Annotated in this window: 24 protein-coding genes, 1 other RNA gene and 1 pseudogene; 17 read left to right on the top strand and 9 right to left on the bottom strand. The window is 57.7% G+C overall.

The annotated features are described in order from the left end of the window. Window positions 1–21 precede the first annotated feature (21 nt). The 4 genes and pseudogenes from HNQ83_RS23055 to HNQ83_RS23040 all read right to left on the bottom strand — a co-directional run bounded on the left by HNQ83_RS23055 (window position 22) and on the right by HNQ83_RS23040 (window position 5,463). A pseudogene (locus HNQ83_RS23055) lies at window positions 22–1,222 on the bottom strand (hypothetical protein). 17 nt (window positions 1,223–1,239) lie between these two features. Then, entirely contained in the window at window positions 1,240–2,127 is an 888-nt protein-coding gene (locus tag HNQ83_RS23050) for a nitrilase family protein (RefSeq protein ID WP_175391060.1), read from the bottom strand. A gap of 206 nt (window positions 2,128–2,333) precedes the next feature. Beyond that, the gene (locus HNQ83_RS23045; RefSeq protein WP_175391059.1) at window positions 2,334–4,280 is read right to left on the bottom strand and encodes an FAD-dependent oxidoreductase; all 1,947 of its coding nucleotides are present in this window, start codon (window positions 4,278–4,280) and stop codon (window positions 2,334–2,336) included. Window positions 4,281–4,542: 262 nt separating this feature from the next. After that, complete coding sequence (locus HNQ83_RS23040; RefSeq protein WP_175391071.1) at window positions 4,543–5,463, bottom strand: GlxA family transcriptional regulator; 921 nt, start codon at window positions 5,461–5,463, stop codon at window positions 4,543–4,545. Between the two features lie 220 nt (window positions 5,464–5,683). Here HNQ83_RS23040 and HNQ83_RS23035 point away from each other — a divergent pair, with 220 nt between their 5' ends. Further along, window positions 5,684–6,820, top strand: a complete 1,137-nt coding sequence (locus HNQ83_RS23035) for an acyl-CoA dehydrogenase family protein (protein WP_175391058.1) — start codon at window positions 5,684–5,686, stop codon at window positions 6,818–6,820. 103 nt (window positions 6,821–6,923) lie between these two features. On the opposite strand, the gene HNQ83_RS23030 is transcribed toward HNQ83_RS23035, so the two are convergent. Continuing rightward, a complete protein-coding gene (locus HNQ83_RS23030; protein ID WP_175391057.1) occupies window positions 6,924–7,964 on the bottom strand; it encodes an NADP(H)-dependent aldo-keto reductase in 1,041 nt (346 codons plus the stop codon). 247 nt (window positions 7,965–8,211) lie between these two features. On the opposite strand from HNQ83_RS23030, the gene rplM reads away from it, so the two are divergent. The 7 genes from rplM to HNQ83_RS22995 all read left to right on the top strand — a co-directional run bounded on the left by rplM (window position 8,212) and on the right by HNQ83_RS22995 (window position 13,100). Beyond that, on the top strand, window positions 8,212–8,640 hold the full coding sequence (gene rplM, locus HNQ83_RS23025) for a 50S ribosomal protein L13 (RefSeq protein WP_003228062.1): 429 nt from the start codon (window positions 8,212–8,214) through the stop codon (window positions 8,638–8,640). 14 nt (window positions 8,641–8,654) lie between these two features. After that, window positions 8,655–9,047 carry a 30S ribosomal protein S9 gene (rpsI, locus tag HNQ83_RS23020; protein WP_003228056.1) on the top strand — a complete coding sequence of 131 codons (393 nt, stop codon included), beginning with the start codon at window positions 8,655–8,657 and terminating at the stop codon, window positions 9,045–9,047. A 268-nt stretch (window positions 9,048–9,315) separates the two neighbouring features. After that, window positions 9,316–9,909 carry a ubiquinol-cytochrome c reductase iron-sulfur subunit gene (gene petA, locus HNQ83_RS23015; RefSeq protein WP_008060255.1) on the top strand — a complete coding sequence of 198 codons (594 nt, stop codon included), beginning with the start codon at window positions 9,316–9,318 and terminating at the stop codon, window positions 9,907–9,909. Continuing rightward, entirely contained in the window at window positions 9,909–11,120 is a 1,212-nt protein-coding gene (locus tag HNQ83_RS23010; RefSeq protein ID WP_053154935.1) for a cytochrome bc complex cytochrome b subunit, read from the top strand. The genes petA and HNQ83_RS23010 overlap by 1 nt, the downstream gene beginning before the upstream one ends. Continuing rightward, window positions 11,120–11,902, top strand: coding sequence for a cytochrome c1 (locus HNQ83_RS23005; RefSeq protein WP_175391056.1), 783 nt, complete (start codon window positions 11,120–11,122; stop codon window positions 11,900–11,902). Before HNQ83_RS23010 ends, HNQ83_RS23005 begins: the two co-directional genes overlap by 1 nt. A gap of 150 nt (window positions 11,903–12,052) precedes the next feature. Continuing rightward, entirely contained in the window at window positions 12,053–12,670 is a 618-nt protein-coding gene (locus HNQ83_RS23000; protein ID WP_175391055.1) for a glutathione S-transferase N-terminal domain-containing protein, read from the top strand. 16 nt (window positions 12,671–12,686) lie between these two features. Next, window positions 12,687–13,100 (top strand): ClpXP protease specificity-enhancing factor, encoded by a 414-nt coding sequence (locus HNQ83_RS22995; RefSeq protein WP_175391054.1) that lies wholly within the window; start codon window positions 12,687–12,689, stop codon window positions 13,098–13,100. A gap of 118 nt (window positions 13,101–13,218) precedes the next feature. On the opposite strand, the gene HNQ83_RS22990 is transcribed toward HNQ83_RS22995, so the two are convergent. From HNQ83_RS22990 to HNQ83_RS22975, 4 genes are all read right to left on the bottom strand, one after another. After that, window positions 13,219–13,797: a BON domain-containing protein gene (locus tag HNQ83_RS22990; RefSeq protein ID WP_175391053.1), complete on the bottom strand. Its 579-nt coding sequence runs from the start codon at window positions 13,795–13,797 to the stop codon at window positions 13,219–13,221. Next, window positions 13,794–14,387: a phosphoheptose isomerase gene (locus HNQ83_RS22985; protein ID WP_095192986.1), complete on the bottom strand. Its 594-nt coding sequence runs from the start codon at window positions 14,385–14,387 to the stop codon at window positions 13,794–13,796. Before HNQ83_RS22985 ends, HNQ83_RS22990 begins: the two co-directional genes overlap by 4 nt. Before the next feature lie 101 nt (window positions 14,388–14,488). Further along, window positions 14,489–14,851: a YraN family protein gene (locus tag HNQ83_RS22980; protein ID WP_175391052.1), complete on the bottom strand. Its 363-nt coding sequence runs from the start codon at window positions 14,849–14,851 to the stop codon at window positions 14,489–14,491. After that, window positions 14,851–16,662 carry a penicillin-binding protein activator gene (locus tag HNQ83_RS22975; protein ID WP_175391051.1) on the bottom strand — a complete coding sequence of 604 codons (1,812 nt, stop codon included), beginning with the start codon at window positions 16,660–16,662 and terminating at the stop codon, window positions 14,851–14,853. Before HNQ83_RS22975 ends, HNQ83_RS22980 begins: the two co-directional genes overlap by 1 nt. Window positions 16,663–16,871: 209 nt before the next feature. Here HNQ83_RS22975 and rsmI point away from each other — a divergent pair, with 209 nt between their 5' ends. The 9 genes from rsmI (at window position 16,872) to mraY (ending at window position 25,953) form a co-directional block, all read left to right on the top strand. Further along, complete coding sequence (rsmI, locus tag HNQ83_RS22970; RefSeq protein WP_175391050.1) at window positions 16,872–17,744, top strand: 16S rRNA (cytidine(1402)-2'-O)-methyltransferase; 873 nt, start codon at window positions 16,872–16,874, stop codon at window positions 17,742–17,744. Window positions 17,745–17,819: 75 nt separating this feature from the next. Further along, an RNA gene (gene rnpB / locus HNQ83_RS22965) (RNase P RNA component class A) lies at window positions 17,820–18,173 on the top strand. Window positions 18,174–18,619: 446 nt separating this feature from the next. Further along, window positions 18,620–19,075 carry a division/cell wall cluster transcriptional repressor MraZ gene (gene mraZ / locus HNQ83_RS22960; RefSeq protein WP_003205355.1) on the top strand — a complete coding sequence of 152 codons (456 nt, stop codon included), beginning with the start codon at window positions 18,620–18,622 and terminating at the stop codon, window positions 19,073–19,075. After that, on the top strand, window positions 19,072–20,019 hold the full coding sequence (gene rsmH, locus HNQ83_RS22955; protein WP_372241926.1) for a 16S rRNA (cytosine(1402)-N(4))-methyltransferase RsmH: 948 nt from the start codon (window positions 19,072–19,074) through the stop codon (window positions 20,017–20,019). Before mraZ ends, rsmH begins: the two co-directional genes overlap by 4 nt. Beyond that, window positions 20,016–20,309 carry a cell division protein FtsL gene (gene ftsL / locus HNQ83_RS22950; RefSeq protein WP_003205353.1) on the top strand — a complete coding sequence of 98 codons (294 nt, stop codon included), beginning with the start codon at window positions 20,016–20,018 and terminating at the stop codon, window positions 20,307–20,309. The genes rsmH and ftsL overlap by 4 nt, the downstream gene beginning before the upstream one ends. Further along, window positions 20,309–22,048: a penicillin-binding protein 2 gene (locus tag HNQ83_RS22945; RefSeq protein WP_175391069.1), complete on the top strand. Its 1,740-nt coding sequence runs from the start codon at window positions 20,309–20,311 to the stop codon at window positions 22,046–22,048. Before ftsL ends, HNQ83_RS22945 begins: the two co-directional genes overlap by 1 nt. After that, on the top strand, window positions 22,048–23,511 hold the full coding sequence (locus HNQ83_RS22940) for a UDP-N-acetylmuramoyl-L-alanyl-D-glutamate--2,6-diaminopimelate ligase (protein ID WP_175391049.1): 1,464 nt from the start codon (window positions 22,048–22,050) through the stop codon (window positions 23,509–23,511). The genes HNQ83_RS22945 and HNQ83_RS22940 overlap by 1 nt, the downstream gene beginning before the upstream one ends. Then, window positions 23,504–24,871 (top strand): UDP-N-acetylmuramoyl-tripeptide--D-alanyl-D-alanine ligase, encoded by a 1,368-nt coding sequence (gene murF / locus HNQ83_RS22935; RefSeq protein WP_175391048.1) that lies wholly within the window; start codon window positions 23,504–23,506, stop codon window positions 24,869–24,871. The genes HNQ83_RS22940 and murF overlap by 8 nt, the downstream gene beginning before the upstream one ends. After that, window positions 24,871–25,953 (top strand): phospho-N-acetylmuramoyl-pentapeptide-transferase, encoded by a 1,083-nt coding sequence (gene mraY, locus HNQ83_RS22930; RefSeq protein ID WP_015096766.1) that lies wholly within the window; start codon window positions 24,871–24,873, stop codon window positions 25,951–25,953. The genes murF and mraY overlap by 1 nt, the downstream gene beginning before the upstream one ends. The last annotated feature ends 3 nt before the right edge of the window (window positions 25,954–25,956 follow it).

The raw sequence follows: 25,956 nt of genomic DNA, 5'->3' as shown, positions 1-25,956 counted from the left end.
ACAGCCGAATGGCTGGAGTCGTTAATCCGCGATCAGTAAACCGATCAGGGGTACGATCAATAGCGTGCTGATTGCCATCGACAGGACATTAGCGATGTAGGCGTGCATATCTGCGGGCAACTTCTTGGCAATCGCACTCGCCAGAGGTGGTGACAGCATTGCCCCCAATAGTGCGCTCGAGACCATGACTTGCCAGCTGCCGCCATAGGCCAGGATCGCCGCGGGCACCACAGATACCAACGGGATGTAAGTGGGATACCAGCCACATAACATCCATTGTCGACGCCAGATCAGCACCCCGATTGCCGAAGCCAATGCTTGTGCGCCAATGATGTGCAACAGCAGCCCCGAGCCGTATGCCGGACTCAGGGGGTTTAAGTTGTAGGCCAGTAGTGCACCCAGTATCAGGCCAAGGCTGGCTAGCTCATTGCCAAAAAACGGTGCTTCGGAGAAGTCCGCCAGGATCCGGCGCAGGTACCAGATAACACCATGATCCGGCGCCTTGGTAACGGCAGCCGCGGTCGACGCGGGGGGGGGGCTTGGGCTGCTCGGGCTTCACCAAATTCGGCCAGTAGCGGCAAAGTAGAAAAGCCACGATGCTGGCAACCGCCATGCCCAGCACATTGCCGATCACCGCAGGCAGGACCAGCGGCTCACACACGTAGTTGACGATCAACAGGCACAGCGGCGTGACGAGTACAGCCCCCATGATTGCGCCGTTGATAGTGACTTTCCAACCTCCACCAAACATCAGCACCATCGCAGCTGGCAGCGAGACAAATGCGACGAATGTGGGCTGCCAGGTTGTAGCTGTAACCGTCCAGCCCCACAGCAGATTGCTCAGGAGCAGTCCCAGCAGTGAACTGGTGACCAGCCAGGGCCAAAGTCCGGTTCCATAGGAGATGGCAAACCCTTGCCAGGATTTCCCCGTTCGATTCGCCCAGTAAGCCAGATAGGCGCCCGCCAGCAGGCCGACCGAGGCGAACTCGTGCTTGTAAAAAGCCACTTCGCTGATGTCGCCCAGCACCCAGCGCAACCAGGCACTCGGCTCGGGTAGCGCCGACACCATGTCGCCGTAGCCGGGCCAATGCGCTCCCCAGAAAGAGTGGTTGCGAAAAGAAATCCAGATAATCAGCAATGTCGCGGCGATCATTAGCAGGATGACTGCAGCATCAAAGGGCGATTTGCGGGATAGACGGTTTTTGTCGGTTGTAACATTCATGGATGTTTGCCTCCTGATTAGCGTGGGAGGCAGGGATGTTGTGTGTACCCAAGCATCTGATCGTAAAGATCGGCCCGGCGATCACGATGCAGGTCGTTCAGGCTGTTCCAGATAGGCGCACTGCGGGAGGTGGTCAGGTCGATATTGGCAAACAGGATTTCCTCCCTGTCTGCCGATGCCACGGCGCCAATTGGCCAGCCATTGGTTCCAGCAATCAACGAGCACCCCAGGTAGCGAGCGCCGCGTTCTTCACCGATCCGGCTGGCGGCGGCAATAAACACATTGTTGACGTGAGCCGCTGTCATCGTCAGATACGACGCCATGCACTTGCCCGCATCGTCGAACAGAGGTGCCGGTGTCCAAACCCAATTGTTAAGGCTACAAATGATATCTGCGCCTTGCTGGCTAAGGATTCGTGGCACCTCCGGGAACCAGATATCCCAGCAGATCAACATGCCGATACGGCCGATGGGTGTATCGAATACCGGGAAACCTTGATCGCCCGGTGTAAACCAGAGCTTCTCCAGATTCCACAGGTGAGCTTTGCGGTATTTACCGATGAATCCGTCGGGCCCGCACAGAACGCTGGTGTTGAACAGTCGCATACCGTCGCGTTCCGCCAAACCTGCGACAAGGTAAACGTTGTGTTTGCACGCGAAGTCGATCCAGAGCTGCACGCTCGACCCGCCGGGAACCGGCTCGGAATGGTCGAAAGCATTTTGTCGATTGCTGAAAAAATATCCGGTATTCGAGAGCTCAGGCAGAACAATCAGATTCGCACCACCTTTTACCGCTTCAAGCGCCAATTGCAGGCTGCGACGCCGGTTGTCTTCACATTTCTCAATGCCGACTTGTGGGTCGAATTGCACGACTGCTACACGAACAGGGCTTGTTGGCTCGCTCATTTCGATGACCTCTTTTTATTGTTTTACACGCTGTTTAATGACGTGCTCATAAGAGGAGAATCGGGAGCGGGTTGTAAGTCAGCTGCTTCCGTTTAGGTTGTAGTCCTTATCCCAAAATGATGGGCGAGATGCTTGATGGCACCGGGTAGCACACAGTAGAAGTGCGAGCCATGTACAGCGTGCATGGCTCTGGAGCGGGTATGTAGTCAGGATTTGAGTTGATAGTGCGGGTAATCATTCATGGAAAATCCACCGTTGAAGGTCGCGGCGGTTTTGTTGCATATATGAATGACCGCATCGATGGCTCCGCGGAAACAAGGTTCCGTCCAGCCAGCATCGACTGAAAATGATTCACCGGACAGATACAAACCTGAGATATGCGAAAAATCCCGGTTGTACTTCATCAAGCCCACAGCATCGTAGTAGGTGCCGGGTCGGTAAAGCTTTGCACACCCCAAGGCGTTTTTATCTGTGATCCAGCGCTGAACCACTGCCTGATCAATGCCTATGTAGGGAGAAATTCTCTCTTTAATGTTGGCGGAGTTCATAAGGATGCGATCCAACTCCTCAGCGCATTTGGATACCAGTTCCTTATCGTTGAACGAGGCAAGCTTGGTTGCGTCATCTTCCCAAGTGTAACTTAGGAGAATGCAGTCATAGCTGTAGTTGTCGTTGTAGCGGTAGGTGTAGATATCGTGGATAAAACTGTCGGTTACGATGGCTTGCGGGATGTTTTTGTTTTTCGAGAGAAATGATTTTTTCAGCGGTGCAAACACTTTGCAGCTGGTTTCCCAATGCGCTGTTTTGTACGCGTTGACTGTCTCAAAAGGCAGCATCTCCTGTGTGAAGTTTTCTAGCTGGATTCGAGTTTCTATCAGCCAGGAGGGTAACGTCATGATGACCGAATCGAAGTCTTCGAAACGTTCCTGGAGTTGACTGGGTTGGCTGTGTTTCCAGTTGAAATGAACGCGGATTTTCTGGTTGGCCAATTTCTCAAGTTTGGTGACGGATGAGTCGGTGAATAGTCCGCTGTTTCTCTCAACAAGATGTTGGTAAACGGACTGTCCGGTTTCCTCGGTGTTCAGGAACAACAGACACTCGTCCAGCGCGGCGAGGCCGATATAGCGGGGCCTATCGAAACTATGCCCCGCTGAGTCAAAAACGGTTTCGCTGTTGAGGTGTGGCGAATCCATAGGATCACCGTTTGAGTTCACCCGGCCATGGATCAACTGCAATTGGCTGCTGAATCCGAATATGGCGGTACGTAGGGGGTAAAGGCAGCAGACGTCGTAAAACGCTCCCCAACTACCGTCACCTATACCTATTGCATAAAAAATTGCAGATTCCTGCGCAGACATTCCCATGCCGCCGAAATCTCCGGGCGAGCGATCATCCCAAGTTTCCAGTGCTGGCATACTGACCAGATCGCGGAACGAAACACTTTCGTATTTCTCGACGATAGCGGCCCACATGGCTTCCCATTCCTGGCTGGCATAAATCTCTGCGATGTGTCGGGTCATGCGATCGGCGAAGGCTTTCCATTTCGCATAAACCCTCTGCAGTTCTTCACCGGGAGGTGGGGTCAGGCCATTCTCGTTTTTCCATATCAACATCTGCGGTTTCGATCCACCTCCCATGCTGCCTTCTCGAAGATAGATGCCGGTCGAACTGACCCATTGGCTTCCGGGGTTAGCGAAGTCTGAAAACGCCAAGTCAAACTGCTTGGCGTAGTAAGCCATCATCGACCGGCCTTCTGTGGGTGGCTCATCCGCCCGATTGAAAAAGGGCATACGCATTGCGCCCATTTCAAAGGGTGTATGACTTGCCGTAGAGTTGCGGCTACCAGGAACAGTCAGGTGCCTGCCGCCGATGCGTCTGGATTGTTCGATGAGGGTGAGATTGGTGAAGCCGCAGCGATAGAGTTCTCTGGCGGCTGTCAGCCCGGTTACCCCGGCGCCGATAATGCAGATTGTATGTTGCGGGTCGGTAGCCCTGGCGATTCCGTTTTCCTGTTCGACCAGCGTTCGATAGTCAAAGCACAAATCTGGTGGGTTAGGGAAACGTGCTGTCCATTTACTCGTAATCGAGCGCTTCTTTCGAATGCCATCGTGAGTCACGTATGAAGGGTAGTTGTAGCTTGATCCAATAGTCACTGTTGATCTTCCCTGATAAACCTAACGTTGATTACAGGGAAAGAGCTTGTTGTTTTTGGCGCTTAACTCACATAAGACAAATCGGCGTTGTGGCGTTCTTCATTCGTTCTTTGCTGTGGGAAAAGAAAGATCGAAAAGATTGATACCTGGATCAAGCAATGCGGCGATCCGACGTGCAAGCGATGGCAGCGACGCGTTCTATGGGTTAAACCGCGTCATCGCTCATCGCGAGCAAGCTTTGCTCCTACAAAAGCGCGGGATCTTATGCTGCCTGCTGAAACTGCTGCCGATACTGGTTCGGGGACAAGTCCGTGTGCTGGCGGAACAAGCGCGCAAAGAAGCTCGCATCGTCATAACCAACTTCATAGCTGATCGTCTTGATGCTCTTGCGGCTGCCGGACAGCAAGCCCTTGGCGGTTTCGATGCGCAGGCGTTGCAAGTAATGCAGCGGCTTGTCGCCGGTGGCAGTCTGGAAGCGACGCATGAAGTTGCGGATGCTCATGCCGTGTTCGCGAGCGACGTCTTCGAAGCGGAACTTGTCGGCGAAGTGCTCTTCGAGCCAGTGCTGGATCTGCAGGATGATCCCGTCCTGGTGCAGCTTTTGCCCGCCAAAGCCAATGCGTCCTGGCGAGTAGCTGCGTTGTACTTCATAGAGAATATCCCGGGCCACCGCCTGGGACACATTGGCGCCACAGAAACGCTCGATGAGGTAGATGTACAGATCGCATGCCGAGGTGGTGCCGCCGGCGCAATACAGGTTATCGGCATCGGTCAGGTGCTTGTCCTGATTGAGATGAACCCGGGGAAAGCGTTCGGCGAAGGTATTGAAGAAGCGCCAGTAGGTGGTCGCTTCCTTGCCGTCGAGCAGCCCGGCCTCGGCCAGCCAGAACACGCCCGAGGCTTCGCCACAGAGTACCGCGCCACGCGCATGTTGCTGACGCAGCCAGGGCAGGACTTGTGGGTATCGTTGGCACAGGGTTTCGAAGTCATCCCAAAATGCGGGAATGATGATGATGTCAGTGTTTTCCAGCCCGCCGTCCACCGGCATGATCACATCGCTGAAACTGTTTACCGGTTTGCCGTCAGGGCTGACCAGTCGGGTTTCGAAGGCCGGAACCAGGCCGTGACCCAATTGTTTGCCGTAGCGCAGGCTGGCGAGGTGGAAGAAATCCTTGGCTTGCATGAGGGTGGAAGCGAAAACCCGGTCGATCGCCAGGATGCTGACGCGCCGCAAGGGCGTGGAGGCTTGGTTAGACATAATTCAACTTTATTCTTATAGGGGAAAGTGGTCACCAGACGGCTGGATCGTCTTATTTTTTGTCTGATGTGTCCAGTGTCCTGTATCGGACACGGGGCTTAGTCTCTGAAGGTCAACCTCCTCTAAAAACAACGACAGGTGCCGCATGATCCCCAGAACCTTGTTCAGTTCCGAGCACGAACTTTTTCGCGACAGCGTGCGAACGTTTCTCGAAAAAGAGGCCGTGCCGTTCCATGGGCAATGGGAAAAACAAGGCTATATCGACCGTAAACTCTGGAACAAGGCAGGGGAGGCGGGGATGTTGTGCTCGCATTTGCCAGAAGAGTACGGCGGGCTGGGGGCTGACTTTCTCTATAGCGCGGTAGTGATTGAGGAAGTGGGGCGCCTGGGACTGACCGGCATCGGTTTCTCCCTGCATTCGGACATCGTTGCGCCTTACATCCTGCATTACGGTAGCGAAACGCTGAAACACAAATACCTGCCGAAGCTGGTCTCCGGCGAGATGGTCAGTGCCATCGCCATGACAGAACCGGGCGCCGGTTCCGATCTGCAAGGTGTGAAGACCACTGCCGTGCTGGATGGCGACGAGTATGTGATCAATGGTTCGAAAACCTTCATCACCAACGGTTTTCTAGCTGACCTGGTGATAGTCGTCGCCAAGACCGATCCGAAGGCCGGGGCGAAGGGCACCAGTCTGTTTCTGGTGGAGGCCGATACGCCGGGCTTCGACAAGGGCAAGCGCCTGGAGAAGGTCGGCATGAAGGCCCAGGATACCTCGGAGCTGTTCTTCCAGGACGTCCGGGTTCCCAAGGAAAACTTGTTGGGCCAGGCCGGGATGGGCTTCGCCTACCTGATGCAGGAATTGCCTCAGGAGCGCCTTACCGTAGCCATTGGTGGCTTGGCCTCGGCCGAAGCGGCGTTGCAGTGGACGCTGGATTACACCCGCGAGCGCAAGGCCTTCGGCAAGTCGATCGCCGACTTCCAGAATACCCGTTTCAAGCTGGCGGAGATGGCGACCGAAATTCAGATCGGTCGGGTCTTTGTCGATCGCTGTCTGGAGTTGCATCTGCAAGGCAAGCTCGACGTGCCAACGGCGGCGATGGCCAAGTATTGGGGTACCGACCTGCAATGCAAGGTGCTCGACGAATGCGTGCAGTTGCATGGCGGCTACGGTTTCATGTGGGAGTATCCGGTCGCCCGGGCGTGGGCTGACGCGAGGGTGCAGCGGATTTATGCGGGGACCAATGAAATCATGAAGGAGATTATTGCGCGGTCGCTTTGAATTGAGGTGACTGTTAGGCCGCTTTCGCGAGCAGGCTCGCTCCCACAGGTACAGCGCAATTTTGGTGGGAGCGAGCCTGCTCGCGAATGGGCCTATGAATCAATCAAGGCGCAGGGTTCGGATGATCCTTGTGAATCGCCTCAATCCCTTGCAGCACTTCATCCGACAGCTTCAGGTCAAAACTGGCAATGTTGCTGTCCAGTTGCTCAAGCGTCGTTGCCCCGATGATGTTGCTGGTCACAAACGGCTGTTGCGTCACGAATGCCAGGGCCATTTGTGCAGGGTCCAGGCCGTGCTCGCGTGCCAGTGCGACATAGCGGCTGCACGCTGCCTCCGATTGTGGATTGAAGTAGCGGCTGAAGCGGCTGTAGAGGCTCAGGCGGCCTTTTGGCGGGCGGGCGCCACCTTCGTACTTGCCTGACAGGAAACCGAACGCCAGCGGCGAATAGGCCAGCAAGCCGCACTGTTCGCGAATGGCCACTTCCGCCAGGCCGACTTCGAAACTGCGGTTGAGCAGGTTATAGGGGTTCTGGATCGACACCGCGCGCGGCCAGCCACGGGCTTCGGCCAGGGCGAGGAAGCGCATGGTGCCCCACGGGGTTTCGTTGGACAGGCCGATGTGGCGGATCTTGCCGGCCTTGACCTGTTCGTCGAGGGCTTCGAGGGTGTCCTCCAGCGGCGTCAGATTGGCTTCGATCTTGTGCTTGTAGCCCAACTGTCCGAAGAAATTGGTGCTGCGCTCCGGCCAGTGCAACTGATACAGATCGATGTAATCGGTCTGCAGGCGCTGGAGGCTGGCATCCACGGCCTCGGTGATGTGCTGGCGGTTGTGTCGAAGGTTTTTGTCGCGAATGTAGTCGATGGTGTTGCCGGGGCCGGCGATCTTGCTCGCCAGGATCCAGTCGGCGCGGTCGCCGCGGCTCTTGAAGTAATTGCCGATGTAGCGTTCGGTGGTGGCGTAGGTATCGGCCTTCGGCGGCACCGGGTACATCTCGGCGGTATCGATGAAGTTGATCCCGGCGCTCTTGGCGCGCTCAATCTGGGCAAAGGCTTCAGCTTCGCTGTTTTGCTCACCCCAGGTCATGGTGCCGAGGCAGATTGCACTCACGTTCAGATTGGTCCGACCTAGCTGGCGATACTCCATCGGGGAGCTCCTTGGGCAAAACAATCATAAAAGCAGGTTGAATTATTTTTCGCAATCTGCATAATTGCGCACCTCTTTCTGCAGTGGAAGTGATGCGCCGCCGCCGAAGAATCTTGCCGTTGAACGGACGCGCCGACCCGAGCCCCCGAAAGCGTCTGTATTCCGGCTGCCTTTGACTTGTCAAAGTACGCACTATTCAGTAAGATCCGCCGTCTAATTTACAGGGCGGCCCCTGAGGCTATAAAGAATGAAAACTTTTACTGCTAAACCGGAAACAGTAAAGCGCGACTGGTTTGTCGTCGACGCTGCTGGTCAGACCCTGGGTCGTCTGGCCACCGAAATCGCGAGCCGTCTGCGTGGCAAGCACAAGCCTGAGTACACTCCTCACGTTGACACCGGCGACTACATCGTCGTTATCAACGCCGAGCAGATCCGTGTTACCGGTGCTAAAACCACTGACAAAATGTACTACTCCCACTCCGGTTTCCCGGGCGGCATCAAGTCGATCAACTTTGAAAAGCTGATCGCCAAGGCCCCTGAGCGCGTGATCGAGACCGCGGTCAAAGGCATGCTGCCTAAGAACCCGCTGGGTCGCGACATGTACCGTAAGCTGAAAGTCTATGCGGGCGCTGCACACCCTCATACTGCTCAGCAGCCCCAAGAACTGAAGATTTAACGGAATAGTTCATTATGTCGGCGACTCAAAATTACGGCACTGGCCGTCGCAAGACCGCAACCGCACGCGTTTTCCTGCGTCCGGGTACTGGTAACATCTCCATCAACAACCGTTCGCTGGATAATTTCTTCGGCCGCGAAACTGCCCGCATGGTAGTTCGTCAGCCGCTGGAATTGACTGAGACTGTCGAGAAGTTCGACATCTACGTCACCGTGATCGGTGGTGGTGTAAGTGGTCAAGCTGGCGCAATCCGCCACGGCATCACCCGCGCCCTGATGGACTACGACGAAACTCTGCGCAGCGCTCTGCGTAAAGCCGGCTTCGTAACCCGCGATGCACGTGAAGTTGAACGTAAGAAAGTTGGTCTGCGTAAAGCGCGTAAGCGTCCGCAGTACTCGAAGCGTTAATTCGCTTCCACGTTCAAAAAAGAACGCCCAGTATCCTCACGGAGCTGGGCGTTTTTTTGTGCCTGCGATTTATCAAAGAATTGCGCTGTGACAACTTGCCACATCCGTAGAGGCCCTATACTACAAGGCTCGGGAGGAGTGCCCCAGGGTAATTACCTTGTCAGAATTGGGGCTTTTCATTACCATTCGGCAAAATTTTTATAAGTACAGAGTTTTACTTAGTAGATGCCTGATTTAACAGGCCACAAAGCTGATGGGAGAGGACTGAATGAGCAATGACGGCGTGAATGCAGGCCGGCGTCGCTTCTTGGTAGCAGCCACATCCGTGGTGGGTGCTGCAGGAGCGGTGGGGGCTGCGGTCCCGTTCGTGGGGTCATGGTTTCCCAGTGCCAAGGCGAAAGCCGCAGGTGCACCGGTGAAAGTGAATGTCAGCAAAATCGAGCCAGGCCAGCAGATGATTGCTGAGTGGCGCGGTCAGCCGGTATTCATTGTCCGCCGTACTGAGGAAATCCTGGGGAATCTGAAAAAGATCGAGGGCCAGCTGTCTGACCCGACCTCCAAGAACTCGACACAACCGACCTATGTCGATCCGGAAACGCGTTCGATCAAGCCTGAGGTTTTGCTGCTGATTGGTATCTGCACGCACTTGGGTTGCTCGCCGACATTCCGTCCTGAAGTCGCTCCTGCTGACCTGGGCAAGGACTGGGTAGGTGGCTATTTCTGCCCTTGCCACGGCTCCCACTACGACCTGGCTGGCCGCGTCTACAAGTCGCAACCTGCGCCTTTGAACCTGCCAGTACCCCCGCATTCCTATGAGACCGATGACATCATTGTCGTTGGCGTCGATACGGAGAAAGCGTGATGAGCAAGTTCATGGATTGGGTTGATGCGCGCTTTCCCGCGACCAAAATGTGGGAAGACCATCTCAGCAAGTACTACGCCCCGAAGAACTTCAACTTCTTCTACTTCTTTGGCTCCCTGGCACTGCTCGTTCTGGTTAACCAGATCGTAACCGGCGTCTGGCTGACAATGAGCTACACCCCGTCGGCGGAAGAAGCCTTTGCTTCTGTCGAATACATCATGCGCGACGTCGAGTACGGCTCGATCCTGCGCCTGCTGCACTCCACCGGCGCTTCGGCGTTTTTCATCGTGGTCTACCTGCACATGTTCCGTGGCTTGCTCTACGGTTCGTACCAGAAGCCGCGTGAGCTGGTATGGGTCTTCGGCATGCTGATCTACCTGGCGCTGATGGCTGAGGCCTTCATGGGGTACCTGCTGCCTTGGGGGCAGATGTCCTACTGGGGTGCCCAGGTGATCATCTCGCTGTTCGGCGCGATCCCGGTCATCGGTAACGACCTGACCCAGTGGATCCGTGGTGACTACCTGATTTCCGGTATTACCCTGAACCGCTTCTTCGCCTTGCACGTGGTGGCATTGCCGATCGTGATTCTCGGTCTGGTCGTGCTGCACATTCTGGCGCTGCACGAAGTCGGTTCGAACAACCCGGACGGCGTGGACATCAAGAAGCACAAGGACGAAAACGGCATACCGCTGGACGGCATTGCCTTCCACCCGTACTACACCGTGAAAGATATCGTTGGTGTGGTGGTGTTCCTGTTCATCTTCTGTTCGATCGTGTTCTTCTTCCCTGAAATGGGCGGCTACTTCCTCGAGAAACCGAACTTTGAAGTGGCGAACGCCTTCAAGACCCCAGAGCACATCGCTCCGGTCTGGTACTTCACCCCGTTCTACGCGATTTTGCGTGCCGTTCCGGACAAGCTCCTTGGCGTTATCGCCATGGGTGCGGCCATTGCCGTGCTGTTCGTCCTGCCATGGCTGGACCGTAGCCCGGTCAAGTCGATGCGCTACAAAGGCTGGATGAGCAAGATCTGGCTCTGGGTGTTCTGCATCTCGTTCGTGATCCTGGGCGTGTTGGGTGTTCTGGCTCCGACTCCGGGCCGTACATTGCTGTCGCAGGTATGTACCTTCCTGTACTTCGCCTACTTCATTTTGATGCCGTTCTACACCAGGCTCGAGAAGACCAAACCGGTTCCGGAAAGGGTGACTGGCTGATGAAAAAGCTATTTGCTGTATTGATGCTTGCTGCGCTGCCAGTGTTCGCTTTCGCTGCTGAACACGGTGGCCCGGAGCTGGAAAAAGTCGACATCGACGTTTCCGACAAGGCTGCCATGCAGGATGGTGCACGTACGTTTGCCAACTATTGCATGGGTTGCCATAGCGCCAAGTTCCAGCGCTACGAGCGTGTTGCCGATGACCTGGGCATTCCTCACGAGCTGATGCTGGAGAAACTGGTGTTCACGGGTGCCAAGATTGGCGACCACATGAGCATCGGCATGCAGCCGGCTGACGCCAAGACCTGGTTTGGTGCGGCACCGCCTGACCTGACCCTGGTTGCTCGCGTTCGCGGTACTGACTGGCTCTACGGTTACCTGAAGTCGTTCTATGAAGACCCGTCGCGCCCATGGGGTGTGAACAACAAGGTTTTCCCGAACGTGGGCATGCCTAACGTCCTGGTCGGCCTGCAAGGTCGTCAGGTTGTTGGTTGCAAACAGGTTCAGATCGTCGAAGACGGCAAGAAGCAATATGATCCGTTGACGGGTACGGCGCTGACTCATGAAGCGTGCGATCAGCTGACCATCGTGCCGAAGAGTGGTTCTTTGACCGAAGAGCAGTTCGATGAGAAGGTCAAGAATCTGGTAACCTTCCTGGCTTACTCGGCTAACCCGGTTAAGCTGCAGCATCAGCGCATCGGTACGTATGTATTGCTGTACCTGGCGTTCTTCTTCGTTTTCGCTTATTTGCTCAAGCGTGAATACTGGAAAGACGTGCACTGATAAAGCTTCAAGCAATTGCTGTTAATCGCGCGCGCCCAAGGGCGTCTCTGAAGGTGTAACGAGTCTGGCTAGCCAGGCGTTACGGGAGGCGTCCTCTGGGCGCGCTCGTTTTTCCGCTTTCGATTATTTCTACAAGCGAGGAGGATCGCCATGGGCGTGACCAATCGGTTGGCCTGTTACTCCGACCCCGCCGACCACTATTCCCACCGAGTGCGAATCGTACTGGCAGAGAAGGGTGTGAGCGCCGAGATCATCTATGTGGAAGCTGGCCGCCAGCCGCCTAAACTGATCGAAGTGAACCCTTACGGTAGTTTGCCCACCCTGGTCGATCGCGATCTGGCGTTGTGGGAATCTACCGTGGTGATGGAATATCTGGATGAGCGTTACCCGCACCCGCCACTTCTGCCGGTTTATCCAGTGGCGCGCGCCAACAGTCGCCTGTTGATGCATCGCATTCAGCGCGACTGGTGTGGTCTGGTGGATCAGATTCTGGATTCCCGGACCAAGGAAGCTGCTCGAGCCGTGGCGCGTAAAGAGCTGCGCGAAAGCCTGACGGGCGTGTCGCCGTTGTTCGCCGACAAGCCGTTTTTCCTCAGTGAGGAACAAAGCCTGGTGGATTGCTGCCTATTGCCAATACTCTGGCGATTGCCGATTCTGGGTATAGAACTGCCGCGGCCTGCCAAGCCGCTGCTTGATTACATGGAGCGCCAGTTTGCGCGTGAGGCTTTCCAGGCGAGTCTGTCTGGTGTCGAACGCGACATGCGCTAAGGCTAAAGGAGCCGCTATGAACTCCAGTCGACCTTATCTGGTCCGCGCGCTCTACGAGTGGATTGTGGACAACGACTGCACCCCGCACATGCTGGTCAATTCCGAGTATCCGTCGGTGCAGGTGCCTCAGGGCTTTGCCAGTGACGGGCAGATTGTCCTGAACGTATCGCCACAAGCTGTACGCCACTTGCATATGGACAACGAGGCGGTGAGTTTCGAAGGCCGCTTCGGTGGTGTGCCGCACACCTTGTACGTGCCTATCGCGTCGATCCTGGGTATCTATGCCCGGGAGAACGGTCAGGGCATGGTGTTCGATCTGGAATCGCCTATGGAAGACGAGGACGAGATCGAGCCAGATGATGATGTTCCACCACCTGACAGTGAGCCGCCGCGTCCCAGCGGTCGACCAAGCCTGAAAGTGGTGAAGTAGTAAAAAAGGCGATCCGCAAGGATCGCCTTTTTTATTACTTGTAGGAGTACAGCTTGCTGGCGATGGCGATCTCAGAGGCGCCATCGCCAGCAGGCTGTGCTCCTACGGGAGCGTGGTATCAGTCGATGTATTCGAACAGTTTCACGATCTTCTGCACACCGGAAACGCCCTGCACCAGATTGGTGGCCTGAGCGGCTTCCTGCTTGGTCAGCAGACCCAGCAGATAGACGATGCCGTTTTCGGTGACAACCTTGATTCGCGTACCTGGGATGTTCGGGTCAGCAAGCATCTGGGTCTTGATCTTGGAGGTCAACCAGGTGTCGTTCTGGCGGGCAAGGAAGCCGGAGGGTGGCAGGATCTGTATTTCGTTGTGCACAGTCTTGACGCGTTGAACAGCGGCGGCGGCTTGTTCGGCCTTCGCCTTGAGGTCGGCGCGTGGCGTTTGTCCGGCGAGCAGTACGACGCCGTTGAAGCTGGTGACGACGATGTGCGAGTCCTTATCCAGCGCCGGGTCGGCCTTGGCGACGTTCACGCCGACTTTGGTGTCGATCAGGGAGTCGTCGATTTTGCTGCCGAATGTGCGTGTGCCGCGGTCATCTTCAATGGGGGCTTCACGGCTGGCATTAACCACCGAGGTGCAGCCGCTGATGCCGAGGCACAGGGTCAGGGCCAGTAGGCCGAGGCGATTAGGGGTCATTCTTCACTCCCGAACAGTTGGCTGTCGATCAAGTCGCAAAGGCAATGGATCGCCAGCAGGTGGACTTCCTGGATACGTGCGGTGACGTTGGCCGGTACGCGAATCTCCACGTCCTCGGGCAAAAGCAGCGACGCCATGCCGCCGCCATCGCGACCGGTCAATGCTACGACAATCATTTCACGATCATGTGCGGCCTGGATCGCCTGAATAATGTTCGCCGAGTTACCGCTGGTAGAAATCGCCAGCAGTACGTCGCCCGGCTGGCCGAGAGCACGGATCTGCTTGGAAAAAACTTCGTTATAGCTGTAGTCGTTGGCGATCGAGGTGATCGTCGAGCTGTCGGTGGTCAGCGCAATGGCGGGCAGGCTCGGACGCTCGCGCTCGAAGCGATTGAGCAACTCGGAGGAAAAGTGCTGGGCGTCACCGGCAGAGCCGCCGTTGCCGCAGGACAGCATTTTGCCTTCGTTGAGCAGGGCGTTGACCATGACCTGGCTGGCTTGCTCGATGTGCGGTGCAAGTACTTCCATCGCCTGTTGCTTGGTGTCGATACTGGCCTGAAAAAGCTGGCGAATTCGGGATTGCATGTCCATCTGTGTGACCTTAATGAGCGCGGCTATCCGGCACGTGAGTGTGCAGCTCGCAAAGCAAAGAGCAAAAGTGTTGGGTGTTGTCCGTTTCGGGGCGCGAGCGATCAGCTGTCAAAGGCATTCTGTAACCAGTTCAGCTGATCGAGATCGCTATCAATGGCGACCACGTCGAAACGGCAAGGGGAATTGGCCCAGCGTGACTCGCGCTGAAGAAAATATTGCGCGGCAAAAATCAGTTTTTGCCGTTTGCGCTCATCAATGCTATCGAGCGCGCCACCCCATTGAGTGTTTTTTCTGTAGCGAACTTCAACGAATACTACTGTATCGCCATCTAGCATGACCAGATCAAGCTCGCCGCGTTTGCATAACCAGTTCTGCGCCAGCAGGCGCAGACCTCGTTTTTGAAGATGCTCGAGCGCCTGGCGCTCGGCATCCTTACCGCTTTGCTGGCGTGACCTGTCAGGCATCAGCGCGAAGTGTCCGGCAGGCGCTGGACCTGGCCGTTGACGAACTCTGCCCATGGCAGCTGTCGTACGACGCGCTGGTGCTGCGTCATGCTCAGGCTGCCCGACTGGCCTTCGATGCGGCTGTCTGGCAGAGCCTTGAGTTGCCCCAGGCGTGGCGCCAGGCGGTAGGCGTCGACACCCATTGCGTAAAGGCGACCCAGGCTGCCTGCAGCTTGTGGCCATTGTGCCGTGACTTGCTTGCGAAGCGGATCGTTGGCATCCAGCAGCCATGGGGTTTCGCAGAAGCGAATGCCATTCATGTCGTTGTACTGGTTTACATCGCCGCTGGCACTGAACACGTGGGACGTGGCGTAAACCGGAACGTCACCCGCGTACTGAAAATTCAGGGTCGGTTTGATCTGTTGAGCCTGTTGTGGCGTGGCAGCCAGGAAGATGAATTCGATGTCCTGGCGACGGGAAGGCTGGGCGGCGACTTGCGAGCCGACCGTACTTTGCAGGCTCTTGGCGCGACCTTCGCTCTGGCGCAGTTGGAACATGTCGGCGATCTGCTGGGCCAGTTGGACCGGCTGGTCGACACGCTCGGTGGCGACGATGCTGCCGCCGTTGGCTTGCCAGTCCTGGCTGAACGCACGAAGTACCCGGTCGCCCCATTCGCCTTTCGGCACCATGATGGCGGCGCGATGCAGGCCGTCGGCGCGAGCGCGGCGAGACACTTCACGGGCCTCGTCTTCAGCGGCAAGGCCAAACTGGAACAGTTGAGCCGGGCCTTGATCGCCTTCGCTGTAGTTCAGCGCCAGGGTAGTGATCGGCAATTGCGGGCGAGTGCTCAGCTGTTTGACCAGCGGCTTCTCCAGTGGGCCGACGACCAGTTGCACGCCATCGGCCTGGGCTTTGCGATAGAACTCGTCGAGAGAGGTCAGGCGCGAGCTGTCATAAAACTCGATGGCTGGCGGCTTCTGTCCGGCTTGTTGTGCCTGGTAGTGAGCAGCCATGAAGCCTTCGCGCAGTGCTTTACCGACTGAGGCCAGCGGGCCGTCCTGAGGCAGCAGCAGGGCGATCTTGCTCAGGGGCTGGCTGGCCAGTTCCTGAAGTTTGGTCAGTGGCAATGGCAGCTGAATGGCGGCCGGGTGCTTCGGGTTCTGCTTGCGCCAGTTATCGATGGCGGCCTGTTGCTGTTCCACGGTGCCGGCAGACTTGACCGCCAGCGCCAGGCCCATCCAGCCGCCGAGGTCGTCGGTGGTGTTCGGCTGCAATTGGTCGGTCGGCAGCGAGGCGATCAGTGCCCAGATCGCTTCGTGGTTTTTGCTGGCGGCTTCTCCGCTGAGCATTGGCGCAATGAAGATGCGTTCCTTGGCGGCGGCCAGGGTCTGACCATCGGCTTCAAGGGCGCGGGCACGAACAGTGCCGGTACGGACCTGCTGCTCTTCCGGCAATTCACCCAGGCGCTGCAGGCTTGGATGGCTCAAGGCGGTCAGCGCGGCTTTCGGCTGGTTGCGGGTCATGGCCAATTCGGCGGCCAGTGTATTGGCGAAGACCTGTTGGCCGGGCTTGAGTTGCTCGACCGGCACTTGTTGCAGGATTTGCGCGGATTGGGCTGCATTGCCCTGGCGGTAGGCCAGGTCTGCTGCACTCAAGCGCAGCAGGGCAGCATCTTCCGGCGATTTGCTTTGGGCGGCTTTTTCGAGCAGTTGCTCGATACTGGCATCCGGGGTCCGTGGAAGTTCGCCAAGGCTGGAGGAGGGCGAGCTGGCGCAAGCCGCCAGCAAGGCAGCGAGGCAGAGGGCAGTGAACAGCCGCAGGCAAGCGATCATGTAAGTGTTCCTGATACTCGATCAAATTAGCGTGGAATTGTACCCAAGCACTGGCCGGGGCGCGATGTCGCTGGCGCGAATCGATCAATTTAGCTCGTGCAAATGTTGCGGCGCGGCACAAAACGCTGAAAAACCGAGTGCTGCTTGCGCGTATCGCAAGCGTCGCTACGCGCTACAATGGCGGCTTTATCGATCATGAGGTGTGCGCTTTGACTGCTCCAGGTGCTTTGAATTCCGCTGCTGGCTCGCTTTATGTGGTGGCGACGCCCATCGGCAACCTGGACGACATCAGTGCGCGTGCGCTGAAAATCCTGCGCGAGGTCGCCCTGATCGCTGCCGAGGACACCCGCCACTCCCAGCGCTTGATGCAACATTTTGGCATTCCCACGCCGCTGGCCGCTTGCCATGAGCACAACGAGCGTGACGAAGGCAGTCGCTTCATTACCCGCCTGCTTGCGGGTGATGATGTGGCGCTGATCTCTGATGCCGGTACGCCGCTGATTTCGGATCCGGGCTATCACCTGGTGCGTCAGGCACGGGCTGCCGGGATCAATGTGGTGCCGGTTCCGGGCGCTTGTGCATTGATCGCGGCATTGTCGGCGGCCGGGCTGCCGTCGGATCGTTTCATCTTTGAGGGTTTTCTGCCGGCAAAGGCAGTGGGCAGGCGCGCTCGGCTTGAGTCGATAAAGGAAGAGCCTCGCACGTTGATCTTTTACGAGGCCCCGCATCGCATCCTTGAATGCTTGCAGGACATGGAGTTGGTGTTCGGCGCCGACCGTCCTGCCTTGCTGGCGCGCGAACTGACCAAGACCTTTGAGACGCTCAAGGGTTTGCCCCTGGCCGAGCTGCGCCAGTTCGTCGAGTCGGACAGCAATCAGCAGCGCGGCGAGTGCGTGGTGCTTGTCGCAGGTTGGTCGGCGCCCGAAAGCGAGGACGCTGTCAGCAGCGAAGCGATGCGCATCCTTAATCTGTTGCTCGAAGAAATGCCCCTCAAGCGTGCCGCGGCATTGGCCGCGCAAATTACCGGTGAGCGCAAGAATGTGCTCTATCAAGTTGCACTGGATAAACAGAAGGGCGAATAAAACCCGACGCGCAGGCATGGCCAAGGGCTTTTAGCGCTTGTTCTTCGGACGCTCTGCCGTTAACCTTCGCGGCGGAGAGTCGATCGGACAGTCGCTGCCCTCTATGAAAATTAGGGGGGGGAGGAAAGTCCGGGCTCCATAGGGCGAAGTGCCAGGTAATGCCTGGGAGGCGTGAGCCTACGGAAAGTGCCACAGAAAATAACCGCCTAAGCGTTTCGGCGCCGGTAAGGGTGAAAAGGTGCGGTAAGAGCGCACCGCACGACTGGCAACAGTTCGTGGCTAGGTAAACCCCACTTGGAGCAAGACCAAATAGGGTCCCAAGGCGTGGCCCGCGCTGGGACCGGGTAGGTTGCTAAAGGTGTCCAGTGATGGCCATCGTAGACGAATGACTGTTCAAGACAGAACCCGGCTTACAGATCGACTCTCCACCTTTTTTCTCTTCTCTGCTTAAATCATTTGGCAGGGGTGGTGATAGCCATTTCCCTCCCCGCGGATCACCGGCAGAAGAGGTTTTATGATGCCGATTAGCCTGCGCTGGTAACGAGCACATAAACTCAACGCAACATCGATTTCCCCTCCTTTCAGAATCGTCGGCAGAAGCACTTTCGTAATACCGAAAAAATCTTACTCTTAATAAATTACTTTAACTTCCGAACGCAGCCTTCTGTGCTGATTCAAGTTATCGGGCAGTTTCATCTGCCGGAATCTCGTTGCACCTCCTTTTATGCTCCTAAATCTCAGTTCTGTAAGGGTTTTCCTTCAATGCGCGCCTTGACGGTGTGGTGGGCGCATTCCTATAGTGTGCGCAAGTGGCGGAAAGTGGCATGAAGTGGGTTTTTTGAGCGCAAAACGCTAATATTTGGAGAAACGCTGACGTGTTTCGCGGAGCCAACGCTATCAGTCTCGATGCAAAGGGCCGTCTCGCCATGCCGAGCCGGTACCGTGACGAGCTCGTTTCGCGTAGTTCCGGTCAGTTAATCGTCACAATTGATGCCGTTGATCCGTGTTTGTGTGTTTACCCCCTCGATGAGTGGGAAATTATTGAAACCAAACTGCGCGCACTGCCTTCGCTTCGCGAAGAGAACCGCCGTCTGCAACGTTTACTGATTGGTAATGCCGTCGACCTCGAGCTCGATGGCAGTGGTCGTTTCCTGGTTCCACCGCGTCTTCGTGAATATGCCAAGTTGGATAAGCGCGCGATGTTGGTAGGCCAACTGAACAAGTTCCAATTGTGGGACGAGGACGCCTGGAATGCGGTTTCTGCCGCCGACCTGGCAGCTATTCAACAACCGGGCGCCATGCCTGATGAACTGCGTGATTTGATCCTGTGACTATTGATAGCGGCTTTAACCACATCACCGTACTGCTTGACGAAGCCGTCGAGGCTCTCGCCGTACGTCCTGATGGCTGCTATCTGGACGGCACGTTCGGGCGCGGCGGGCACAGCCGGTTGATCCTTAGCCGGCTGGGGCCGGATGGACGACTGCTCGGATTCGACAAAGATCCTCAAGCGATTGCCACCGGGCAGACGCTAGCGGCCGAAGACGGCCGCTTTGTCGTTGTGCAGCGCAGCTTTGCCGAACTCGGATCCGAAGTGGCCGAGCGCGGCCTGCATGGCAAGGTCAGCGGTATCTTGCTTGACCTCGGCGTGTCTTCTCCGCAGCTCGATGACCCGGAGCGAGGCTTCAGTTTCCTCAATGATGGCCCGCTGGATATGCGCATGGACCCGTCTCGCGGGATCAGTGCAGCCGAATTCGTCAATACTGCGCCGGTGGAAGAAATTGCCCGGGTGTTCAAGGAGTACGGCGAAGAGCGCTTTTCCGGGCGCATGGCCCGTGCCGTGGCCGAGCGTCGCGACATCAAGCCGTTCGAGCGCACCGCCGACCTGGCTGAAGTGTTGAAAGTCGCCAACCCGGCCTGGGAAAAGGGCAAGAACCCTGCAACCCGTGCATTCCAGGGCCTGCGAATTCACGTCAACAACGAACTGGGCGATCTGGAAACCGGTCTCGAAGCCGCGCTGGATTGCCTGGAAGTCGGCGGTCGTCTGGTCGTGATCAGCTTTCACTCGCTTGAAGACCGCATCGTCAAACTGTTCATGCGCAAGCTGGTGAAAGGCGAAGCCGACAACCTGCCGCGCAACCTGCCGGTTCGGCATGTAGCTTTCGAACCGAAAATCAAAGTCCATGGCAAAGCGCAGACGGCCTCCGATGCCGAACTCAAGGCCAACCCACGTTCCCGTAGCGCTGTCATGCGTGTGGCGGAGAAGCTGCGGTGAGCAAGCTCTTCGCCAAGCCACTGCCCGGCGGAAGCTTTTTCATGCTGCTGCTGTTCATTGGCGTGCTTGTGTCTGCCATCGGCGTTTCTTACAGCGCGCACTGGAATCGCCAGTTGCTCAACTCGCTGTACAACGAGCTGAGCGTGCGTGACAAGGCGCAGGCCGAGTGGGGGCGGTTGATTCTTGAGCAGAGCACCTGGACTGCCCATAGCCGAATCGAAGTGCTGGCCACCGAACAGCTGAAAATGCGTATTCCCGGTGCCGCTGAAGTGCAGATGGTGGCGCCATGATGAAGCTCGAAGGTGCACTCTTTCCGTGGCGCTTCCGTCTGGTGGTGGGTTTGCTCGGTGTCATGGTGGCCGCGATCTGCTGGCGCATCATCGACCTGCAGGTGGTTGACCGTGACTTCCTCAAGGGGCAGGGTGACGCGCGCAGCGTTCGTCATATTCCGATTCCGGCTCACCGTGGTCTGATCACCGACCGCAACGGCGAGCCGCTGGCCGTCAGTACACCGGTGACTACCCTGTGGGCCAACGCCAAGGAAATGCAACTGGCCAAAGAGAAGTGGCCGGCATTGGCCGCTGCATTGGGCCAAGACCCTAAAGCCCTGGCCGAGCGTCTCGAGGCCCAGGCCAATAAAGAATTCATCTACCTGGTGCGCGGGCTGACGCCTGAGCAAGGCCAGGCTGTGCTCGACCTGAAAGTCCCTGGCGTTTACGGCATCGAAGAGTTCCGTCGTTTTTATCCGGCCGGTGAAGTCACGGCCCACATGGTCGGTTTTACCGACATCGATGACCATGGTCGAGAAGGTGTCGAGTTGGCCTATGACGAATGGCTGGCCGGGGTCCCCGGCAAGCGACAGGTCATCAAGGATCGGCGTGGCCGATTGATCAAGGATGTCCAGGTCACCAAAAACGCCAAGGCCGGAAAGCCCTTGGCGTTGTCCATTGACCTGCGCCTGCAATACCTGGCCAACCGCGAGTTGCGCAACGCGATCATCGAGAACGGCGCCAAGGCCGGCAGTCTGGTGATCATGGATGTGAAGACCGGCGAAATCCTCGCCATGGTCAACCAGCCGACCTATAACCCGAACAACCGTCGCAACCTGCAGCCGGCGATGATGCGTAACCGCGCGATGATCGACGTGTTCGAACCGGGTTCGACCATGAAAGCGATTTCCATGAGCGCGGCCATCGAAACCGGGCGCTGGAAGCCGACCGATACCGTCGAGGTGTACCCAGGCTCCTTGCAGATTGGCAAGTACACCATCAAGGACGTATCCAAGACCGAAGGTCCGGTGCTGGACATGACCGGCATTCTGATCAATTCCAGTAACGTCGGCATGAGTAAGGTCGCGTTCGATATCGGTGGCGAAACCATTTTCCGCCTAGCACAAAAACTTGGCCTCGGCCAGGACACTGGCCTCGGTTTCCCGGGTGAGCGCGTCGGTAACCTGCCGAACTATCGCGAGTGGCGCAAGGCCGAAACGGCCACGCTGTCCTACGGTTACGGTGTTTCGGTGACGGCTATCCAGTTGGTCCATGCATTCTCGGCGCTGGCCAATAACGGTCGCCTTGCGCCGCTGACACTGATCAAAACCGACAAAATGCCGCAAACCACGCAGGTACTGCCGGAAGCGGTCGCCAAAACCATGCACGGCATGTTGCAACAGGTGATCGAGGCCCCTCGCGGTGTGTTCCGTGCACAAGTGCCGGCCTATCACGTCGGCGGCAAGTCCGGTACTGCGCGTAAAACCTCGGTCGGTACCAAGGGCTATGCAGAAAACTCCTATCGTTCGCTGTTCGCCGGTTTCGGGCCGATGAGCGACCCGCGTTACGCCATCGTGGTCGTCATCGATGAGCCGACCAAGGCCGGTTACTTCGGTGGTCTGGTTTCGGCGCCTGTGTTCAGCCGAGTGATGTCCGGCACCCTGCGCCTGATGAATGTGTCCCCGGATAACCTGCCACCTGTTCAACAAGCCAACGCCACCCCGGTCGTTCCGCTGAAAGCCAATGGAGGGCGCGGCTGATGTCATTAAGTCTGAACAAAATTTTCCCCCACGCCGGCCACGATCTGTTGATCCGTGAATTGGCGCTCGACAGCCGCAACGTGCGCGCGGGTGATCTATTCCTCGCGGTGCCGGGCGCTAAATTCGACGGCCGTTCGCATATCGGCGATGCGTTGCAACGCGGCGCCGCCGCCGTGGCTTATGAGGTGGAAGGCGCCACCGTGCTGCCGATTACCGACGTGCCATTGATTCCAGTCAAGGGGTTGGCGGCGCAGTTGTCGGATATCGCCGGACGTTTTTACGGTGAACCGAGCCATCACCTGAACCTGATCGGCGTGACCGGTACCAACGGCAAAACCAGTGTGACCCAACTGGTTGCCCAGGCGCTGGACCTGCTTGGCCAGCACTGCGGAATCGTCGGCACCCTGGGCTCCGGTTTCTACGGCGCACTTGAAAGCGGTCTGCACACCACGCCGAACCCGATTGCCGTGCAAGCGACCCTTGGCGACCTGAAAAAAGCCGGTGCCAAAGCCGTGGCCATGGAAGTCTCGTCTCATGGTCTGGATCAGGGGCGGGTCACCGCGCTGGCATTCGATGTGGCGGTGATGACCAACCTGTCCCGCGATCATCTGGACTACCACGGGACCATGCAGGCCTATGGCGAAGCCAAGGCCAAGCTGTTCGCCTGGAACGACCTGAAATGCCGGGTGGTTAACCTCGACGATGAGTTCGGCCGGCAACTGGCCGCCGACAAGCGTGAGTCGCGGCTGATCACCTACAGTCTGCTCGACAAAAGTGCCTATCTGTATTGCCGCGAAGCGCATTTCGACGACGAAGGCGTGCGCGCCACGCTGGTCACGCCGCAGGGCGAACACCATTTGCGCAGCACCTTGCTCGGGCGTTTCAACCTGAGCAACGTACTGGCCGCTGTTGGCGCGTTGCTCGGCCTGGACTACGCACTGGACGAAATTCTCAAGGTACTGCCGAAGCTCGAAGGCCCGGCCGGTCGCATGCAGCGCCTGGGCGGTGGTATCCAGCCGCTGGTGGTGGTCGATTACGCCCATACCCCGGATGCCCTGGAAAAGGTCCTCACCGCGTTGCGCCCGCATGTCAAAGGCCGTTTGCTGTGCCTGTTCGGCTGCGGCGGCGATCGCGATCGCGGCAAGCGTCCGCTGATGGCGGAAGTGGTCGAGCGTCTGGCGGATGGCGTGCTGGTAACCGATGACAACCCGCGTACCGAAGATCCGGCGATTATTTTCGATGACATCCGCGCCGGTTTCACGGCTGTGGATAAAGTCACCTTTGTGGCGGGCCGTGGTCAGGCGATTGCTCAATTGATCGCTGAAGCTTCGGCGGACGACGTGATCGTACTCGCGGGCAAAGGTCACGAGGATTATCAGGAAATCAACGGCGTACGCCACGCCTTCTCCGATCTGGTCGAGGCTGATCATGCCTTGACCGCCTGGGAGGTGGCCCATGCTTAAGGCTTTGAAACTGAGTGAGCTGACCCGCGCGCTCAATGGCCAACTGATCAGTACGGATGCCAGCTTCGACGGCGTCAGCATCGACAGTCGCGCAATCAAGCCGGGCCAGCTGTTTATCGCCTTGGCTGGTCCACGTTTCGACGGTCATGACTATCTCAATGACGTGGCAACCAAAGGCGCAGTGGCGGCACTGGTCGAGCGCGAAGTCGCCGACAGCGCCCTGCCGCAATTGCTCGTCAGCGATACCCGCCAGGCCCTTGGGCAACTGGGCGCACTGAATCGTTCGGCCTTCAATCAGCCGGTCGCCGCCGTTACCGGCTCCAGCGGCAAGACCACGGTCAAGGAAATGCTGGCGAGCATCCTGCGTACCCGCGGTCCGGTGCTGGCGACCCGTGGCAACCTGAACAACGACCTCGGCGTGCCGTTGACCCTGCTCGAACTGGCGCCGGAACACACCGCCGCCGTGATTGAGCTGGGTGCTTCGCGCCTGGGTGAAATTGCCTACACCGTTGGCTTGACCAAGCCCCACGTCGCCATTCTCAACAATGCCGGCACCGCCCATGTTGGCGAATTCGGTGGGCCGGAAAAAATTGTCGAGGCCAAGGGCGAGATCATTGAAGGGCTGGATGCCGATGGCATCGCCGTTCTCAATCTGGACGACAAGGCCTTCGAGATCTGGAAGAAACGCGCTGCCGGTCGCAAGGTACTGACGTTTGCCCTGAGCAACAGCAATGCGGACTTCCATGCCAGTGACCTGGCCACCGATGCTCGCGGTTGCCCGGCATTCAATCTGCACAGCCCTGAAGGTGTGGAGCGTGTTCAGTTGAACCTGCTCGGTACTCACAACGTCGCCAACGCCATGGCCGCCGCAGCTGCCGCCCATGCTTTGGGCGTGTCGTTGTTCGGCATTGCCACTGGCCTCGGCGCGGTGCAGCCGGTCAAGGGGCGCACCGTCGCGCAACTGGCCACTAATGGCATGCGCGTGATCGATGACACTTACAACGCGAACCCCACCTCCATGTGTGCCGCCGTTGATATACTGGCCGGCTTTTCCGGCCGCACCGTTCTGGTGCTCGGAGATATTGGCGAGTTGGGCGATTGGGCGGAGCAGGGGCACCGCGACGTGGGCGAGTACGCCCGTGGCAAGGTTTCTGCGCTGTACGCCGTCGGGCCAATGATGCTTCACGCCGTCAACGCCTTCGGTCCACAGGCTTATCACTTCAGCACGCAGGCTGAGCTGATCAAGGCCCTGGGCGCCGAGCAAGACACAAACACCACCATTTTGATCAAGGGCTCGCGCAGCGCTGCGATGGAAAACATCGTCGCCGCTTTGTGTGGGACCAGCCTGGAGAAACATTAATGCTGCTGCTGCTAGCGGAGTATCTGCAACAGTTCTACAAAGGCTTCGCGGTCTTCCAGTACCTGACCCTGCGCGGGATTCTCGGTGTACTGACCGCGTTGGTTTTGTCGCTGTGCTATGGCCCGTGGATGATCCGCACCCTGCAGAACCGTCAGATCGGTCAATCCGTTCGCAACGATGGTCCACAATCGCACCTGTCCAAGTCGGGCACCCCGACCATGGGCGGCGCGCTGATTCTGTCCTCTATCGGCGTCAGTACCCTGTTGTGGGCTGACCTGTCCAACCGTTATGTCTGGGTCGTGCTGCTGGTGACGCTGCTGTTCGGTGCCATCGGCTGGGTCGATGACTACCGCAAAGTGATCGAGAAAAACTCCCGTGGCTTGCCGAGCCGCTGGAAGTACTTCTGGCAGTCGGTGTTCGGCCTGGGCGCGGCGATCTTCCTTTACATGACTGCCGCCACCCCGGTGGAAACCACGCTGATCCTGCCAATGCTCAAGGACTACAGCATCCCGCTGGGCGCAGGCTTCATCGTCCTGACCTATTTCGTGATCGTCGGCTCGAGCAACGCGGTCAACCTGACCGACGGCCTCGACGGCCTGGCGATCATGCCGACGGTGATGGTCGGCGGCGGCCTGGGGATCTTCTGCTACCTGTCGGGTAACGTGAAGTTCGCCGAGTACCTGCTCATCCCTTATGTACCGGGTGCCGGTGAGCTGATCGTGTTCTGCGGCGCGTTGATCGGCGCGGGCCTGGGGTTCCTGTGGTTTAACACCTACCCGGCGCAAGTCTTCATGGGTGACGTCGGCGCGCTGGCGCTGGGCGCGGCGCTGGGCACCATTGCTGTGATCGTTCGCCAGGAAATCGTCCTGTTCATCATGGGCGGTGTGTTCGTGATGGAAACCCTGTCGGTCGTGATTCAGGTTGCTTCTTTCAAGCTGACCGGTCGCCGTGTATTCCGCATGGCGCCGATTCACCACCACTTTGAACTCAAGGGCTGGCCCGAGCCACGCGTGATCGTCCGTTTCTGGATCATCACCGTGATTCTCGTGCTGATCGGCCTTGCCACCCTGAAGCTGAGGTAGAAA

It is taken from the genome of Pseudomonas sp. C2B4 (genome assembly GCF_013359695.1).
In the GTDB taxonomy this organism is placed as follows: Bacteria; Pseudomonadota; Gammaproteobacteria; order Pseudomonadales; family Pseudomonadaceae; genus Aquipseudomonas.
This window is presented reverse-complemented; position numbering and strand designations above follow the sequence as displayed.

What these genes read in the sequence shown, in the direction of transcription:
- HNQ83_RS23050 (WP_175391060.1), bottom strand. Translation starts at nt 2,127, where the DNA reads ATGAGCGAGCCAACAAGCCCTGTTCGTGTAGCAGTCGTGCAATTCGAC.
- HNQ83_RS23040 (WP_175391071.1), bottom strand. Translation starts at nt 5,463, where the DNA reads ATGCAAGCCAAGGATTTCTTCCACCTCGCCAGCCTGCGCTACGGCAAA.
- HNQ83_RS23035 (WP_175391058.1), top strand. Translation starts at nt 5,684, where the DNA reads ATGATCCCCAGAACCTTGTTCAGTTCCGAGCACGAACTTTTTCGCGAC.
- HNQ83_RS23030 (WP_175391057.1), bottom strand. Translation starts at nt 7,964, where the DNA reads ATGGAGTATCGCCAGCTAGGTCGGACCAATCTGAACGTGAGTGCAATC.
- rplM (WP_003228062.1), top strand. Translation starts at nt 8,212, where the DNA reads ATGAAAACTTTTACTGCTAAACCGGAAACAGTAAAGCGCGACTGGTTT.
- rpsI (WP_003228056.1), top strand. Translation starts at nt 8,655, where the DNA reads ATGTCGGCGACTCAAAATTACGGCACTGGCCGTCGCAAGACCGCAACC.
- petA (WP_008060255.1), top strand. Translation starts at nt 9,316, where the DNA reads ATGAGCAATGACGGCGTGAATGCAGGCCGGCGTCGCTTCTTGGTAGCA.
- HNQ83_RS23010 (WP_053154935.1), top strand. Translation starts at nt 9,909, where the DNA reads ATGAGCAAGTTCATGGATTGGGTTGATGCGCGCTTTCCCGCGACCAAA.
- HNQ83_RS23005 (WP_175391056.1), top strand. Translation starts at nt 11,120, where the DNA reads ATGAAAAAGCTATTTGCTGTATTGATGCTTGCTGCGCTGCCAGTGTTC.
- HNQ83_RS23000 (WP_175391055.1), top strand. Translation starts at nt 12,053, where the DNA reads ATGGGCGTGACCAATCGGTTGGCCTGTTACTCCGACCCCGCCGACCAC.
- HNQ83_RS22995 (WP_175391054.1), top strand. Translation starts at nt 12,687, where the DNA reads ATGAACTCCAGTCGACCTTATCTGGTCCGCGCGCTCTACGAGTGGATT.
- HNQ83_RS22990 (WP_175391053.1), bottom strand. Translation starts at nt 13,797, where the DNA reads ATGACCCCTAATCGCCTCGGCCTACTGGCCCTGACCCTGTGCCTCGGC.
- HNQ83_RS22985 (WP_095192986.1), bottom strand. Translation starts at nt 14,387, where the DNA reads ATGGACATGCAATCCCGAATTCGCCAGCTTTTTCAGGCCAGTATCGAC.
- HNQ83_RS22980 (WP_175391052.1), bottom strand. Translation starts at nt 14,851, where the DNA reads ATGCCTGACAGGTCACGCCAGCAAAGCGGTAAGGATGCCGAGCGCCAG.
- HNQ83_RS22975 (WP_175391051.1), bottom strand. Translation starts at nt 16,662, where the DNA reads ATGATCGCTTGCCTGCGGCTGTTCACTGCCCTCTGCCTCGCTGCCTTG.
- HNQ83_RS22945 (WP_175391069.1), top strand. Translation starts at nt 20,309, where the DNA reads ATGAAGCTCGAAGGTGCACTCTTTCCGTGGCGCTTCCGTCTGGTGGTG.
- HNQ83_RS22940 (WP_175391049.1), top strand. Translation starts at nt 22,048, where the DNA reads ATGTCATTAAGTCTGAACAAAATTTTCCCCCACGCCGGCCACGATCTG.
- murF (WP_175391048.1), top strand. Translation starts at nt 23,504, where the DNA reads ATGCTTAAGGCTTTGAAACTGAGTGAGCTGACCCGCGCGCTCAATGGC.
- mraY (WP_015096766.1), top strand. Translation starts at nt 24,871, where the DNA reads ATGCTGCTGCTGCTAGCGGAGTATCTGCAACAGTTCTACAAAGGCTTC.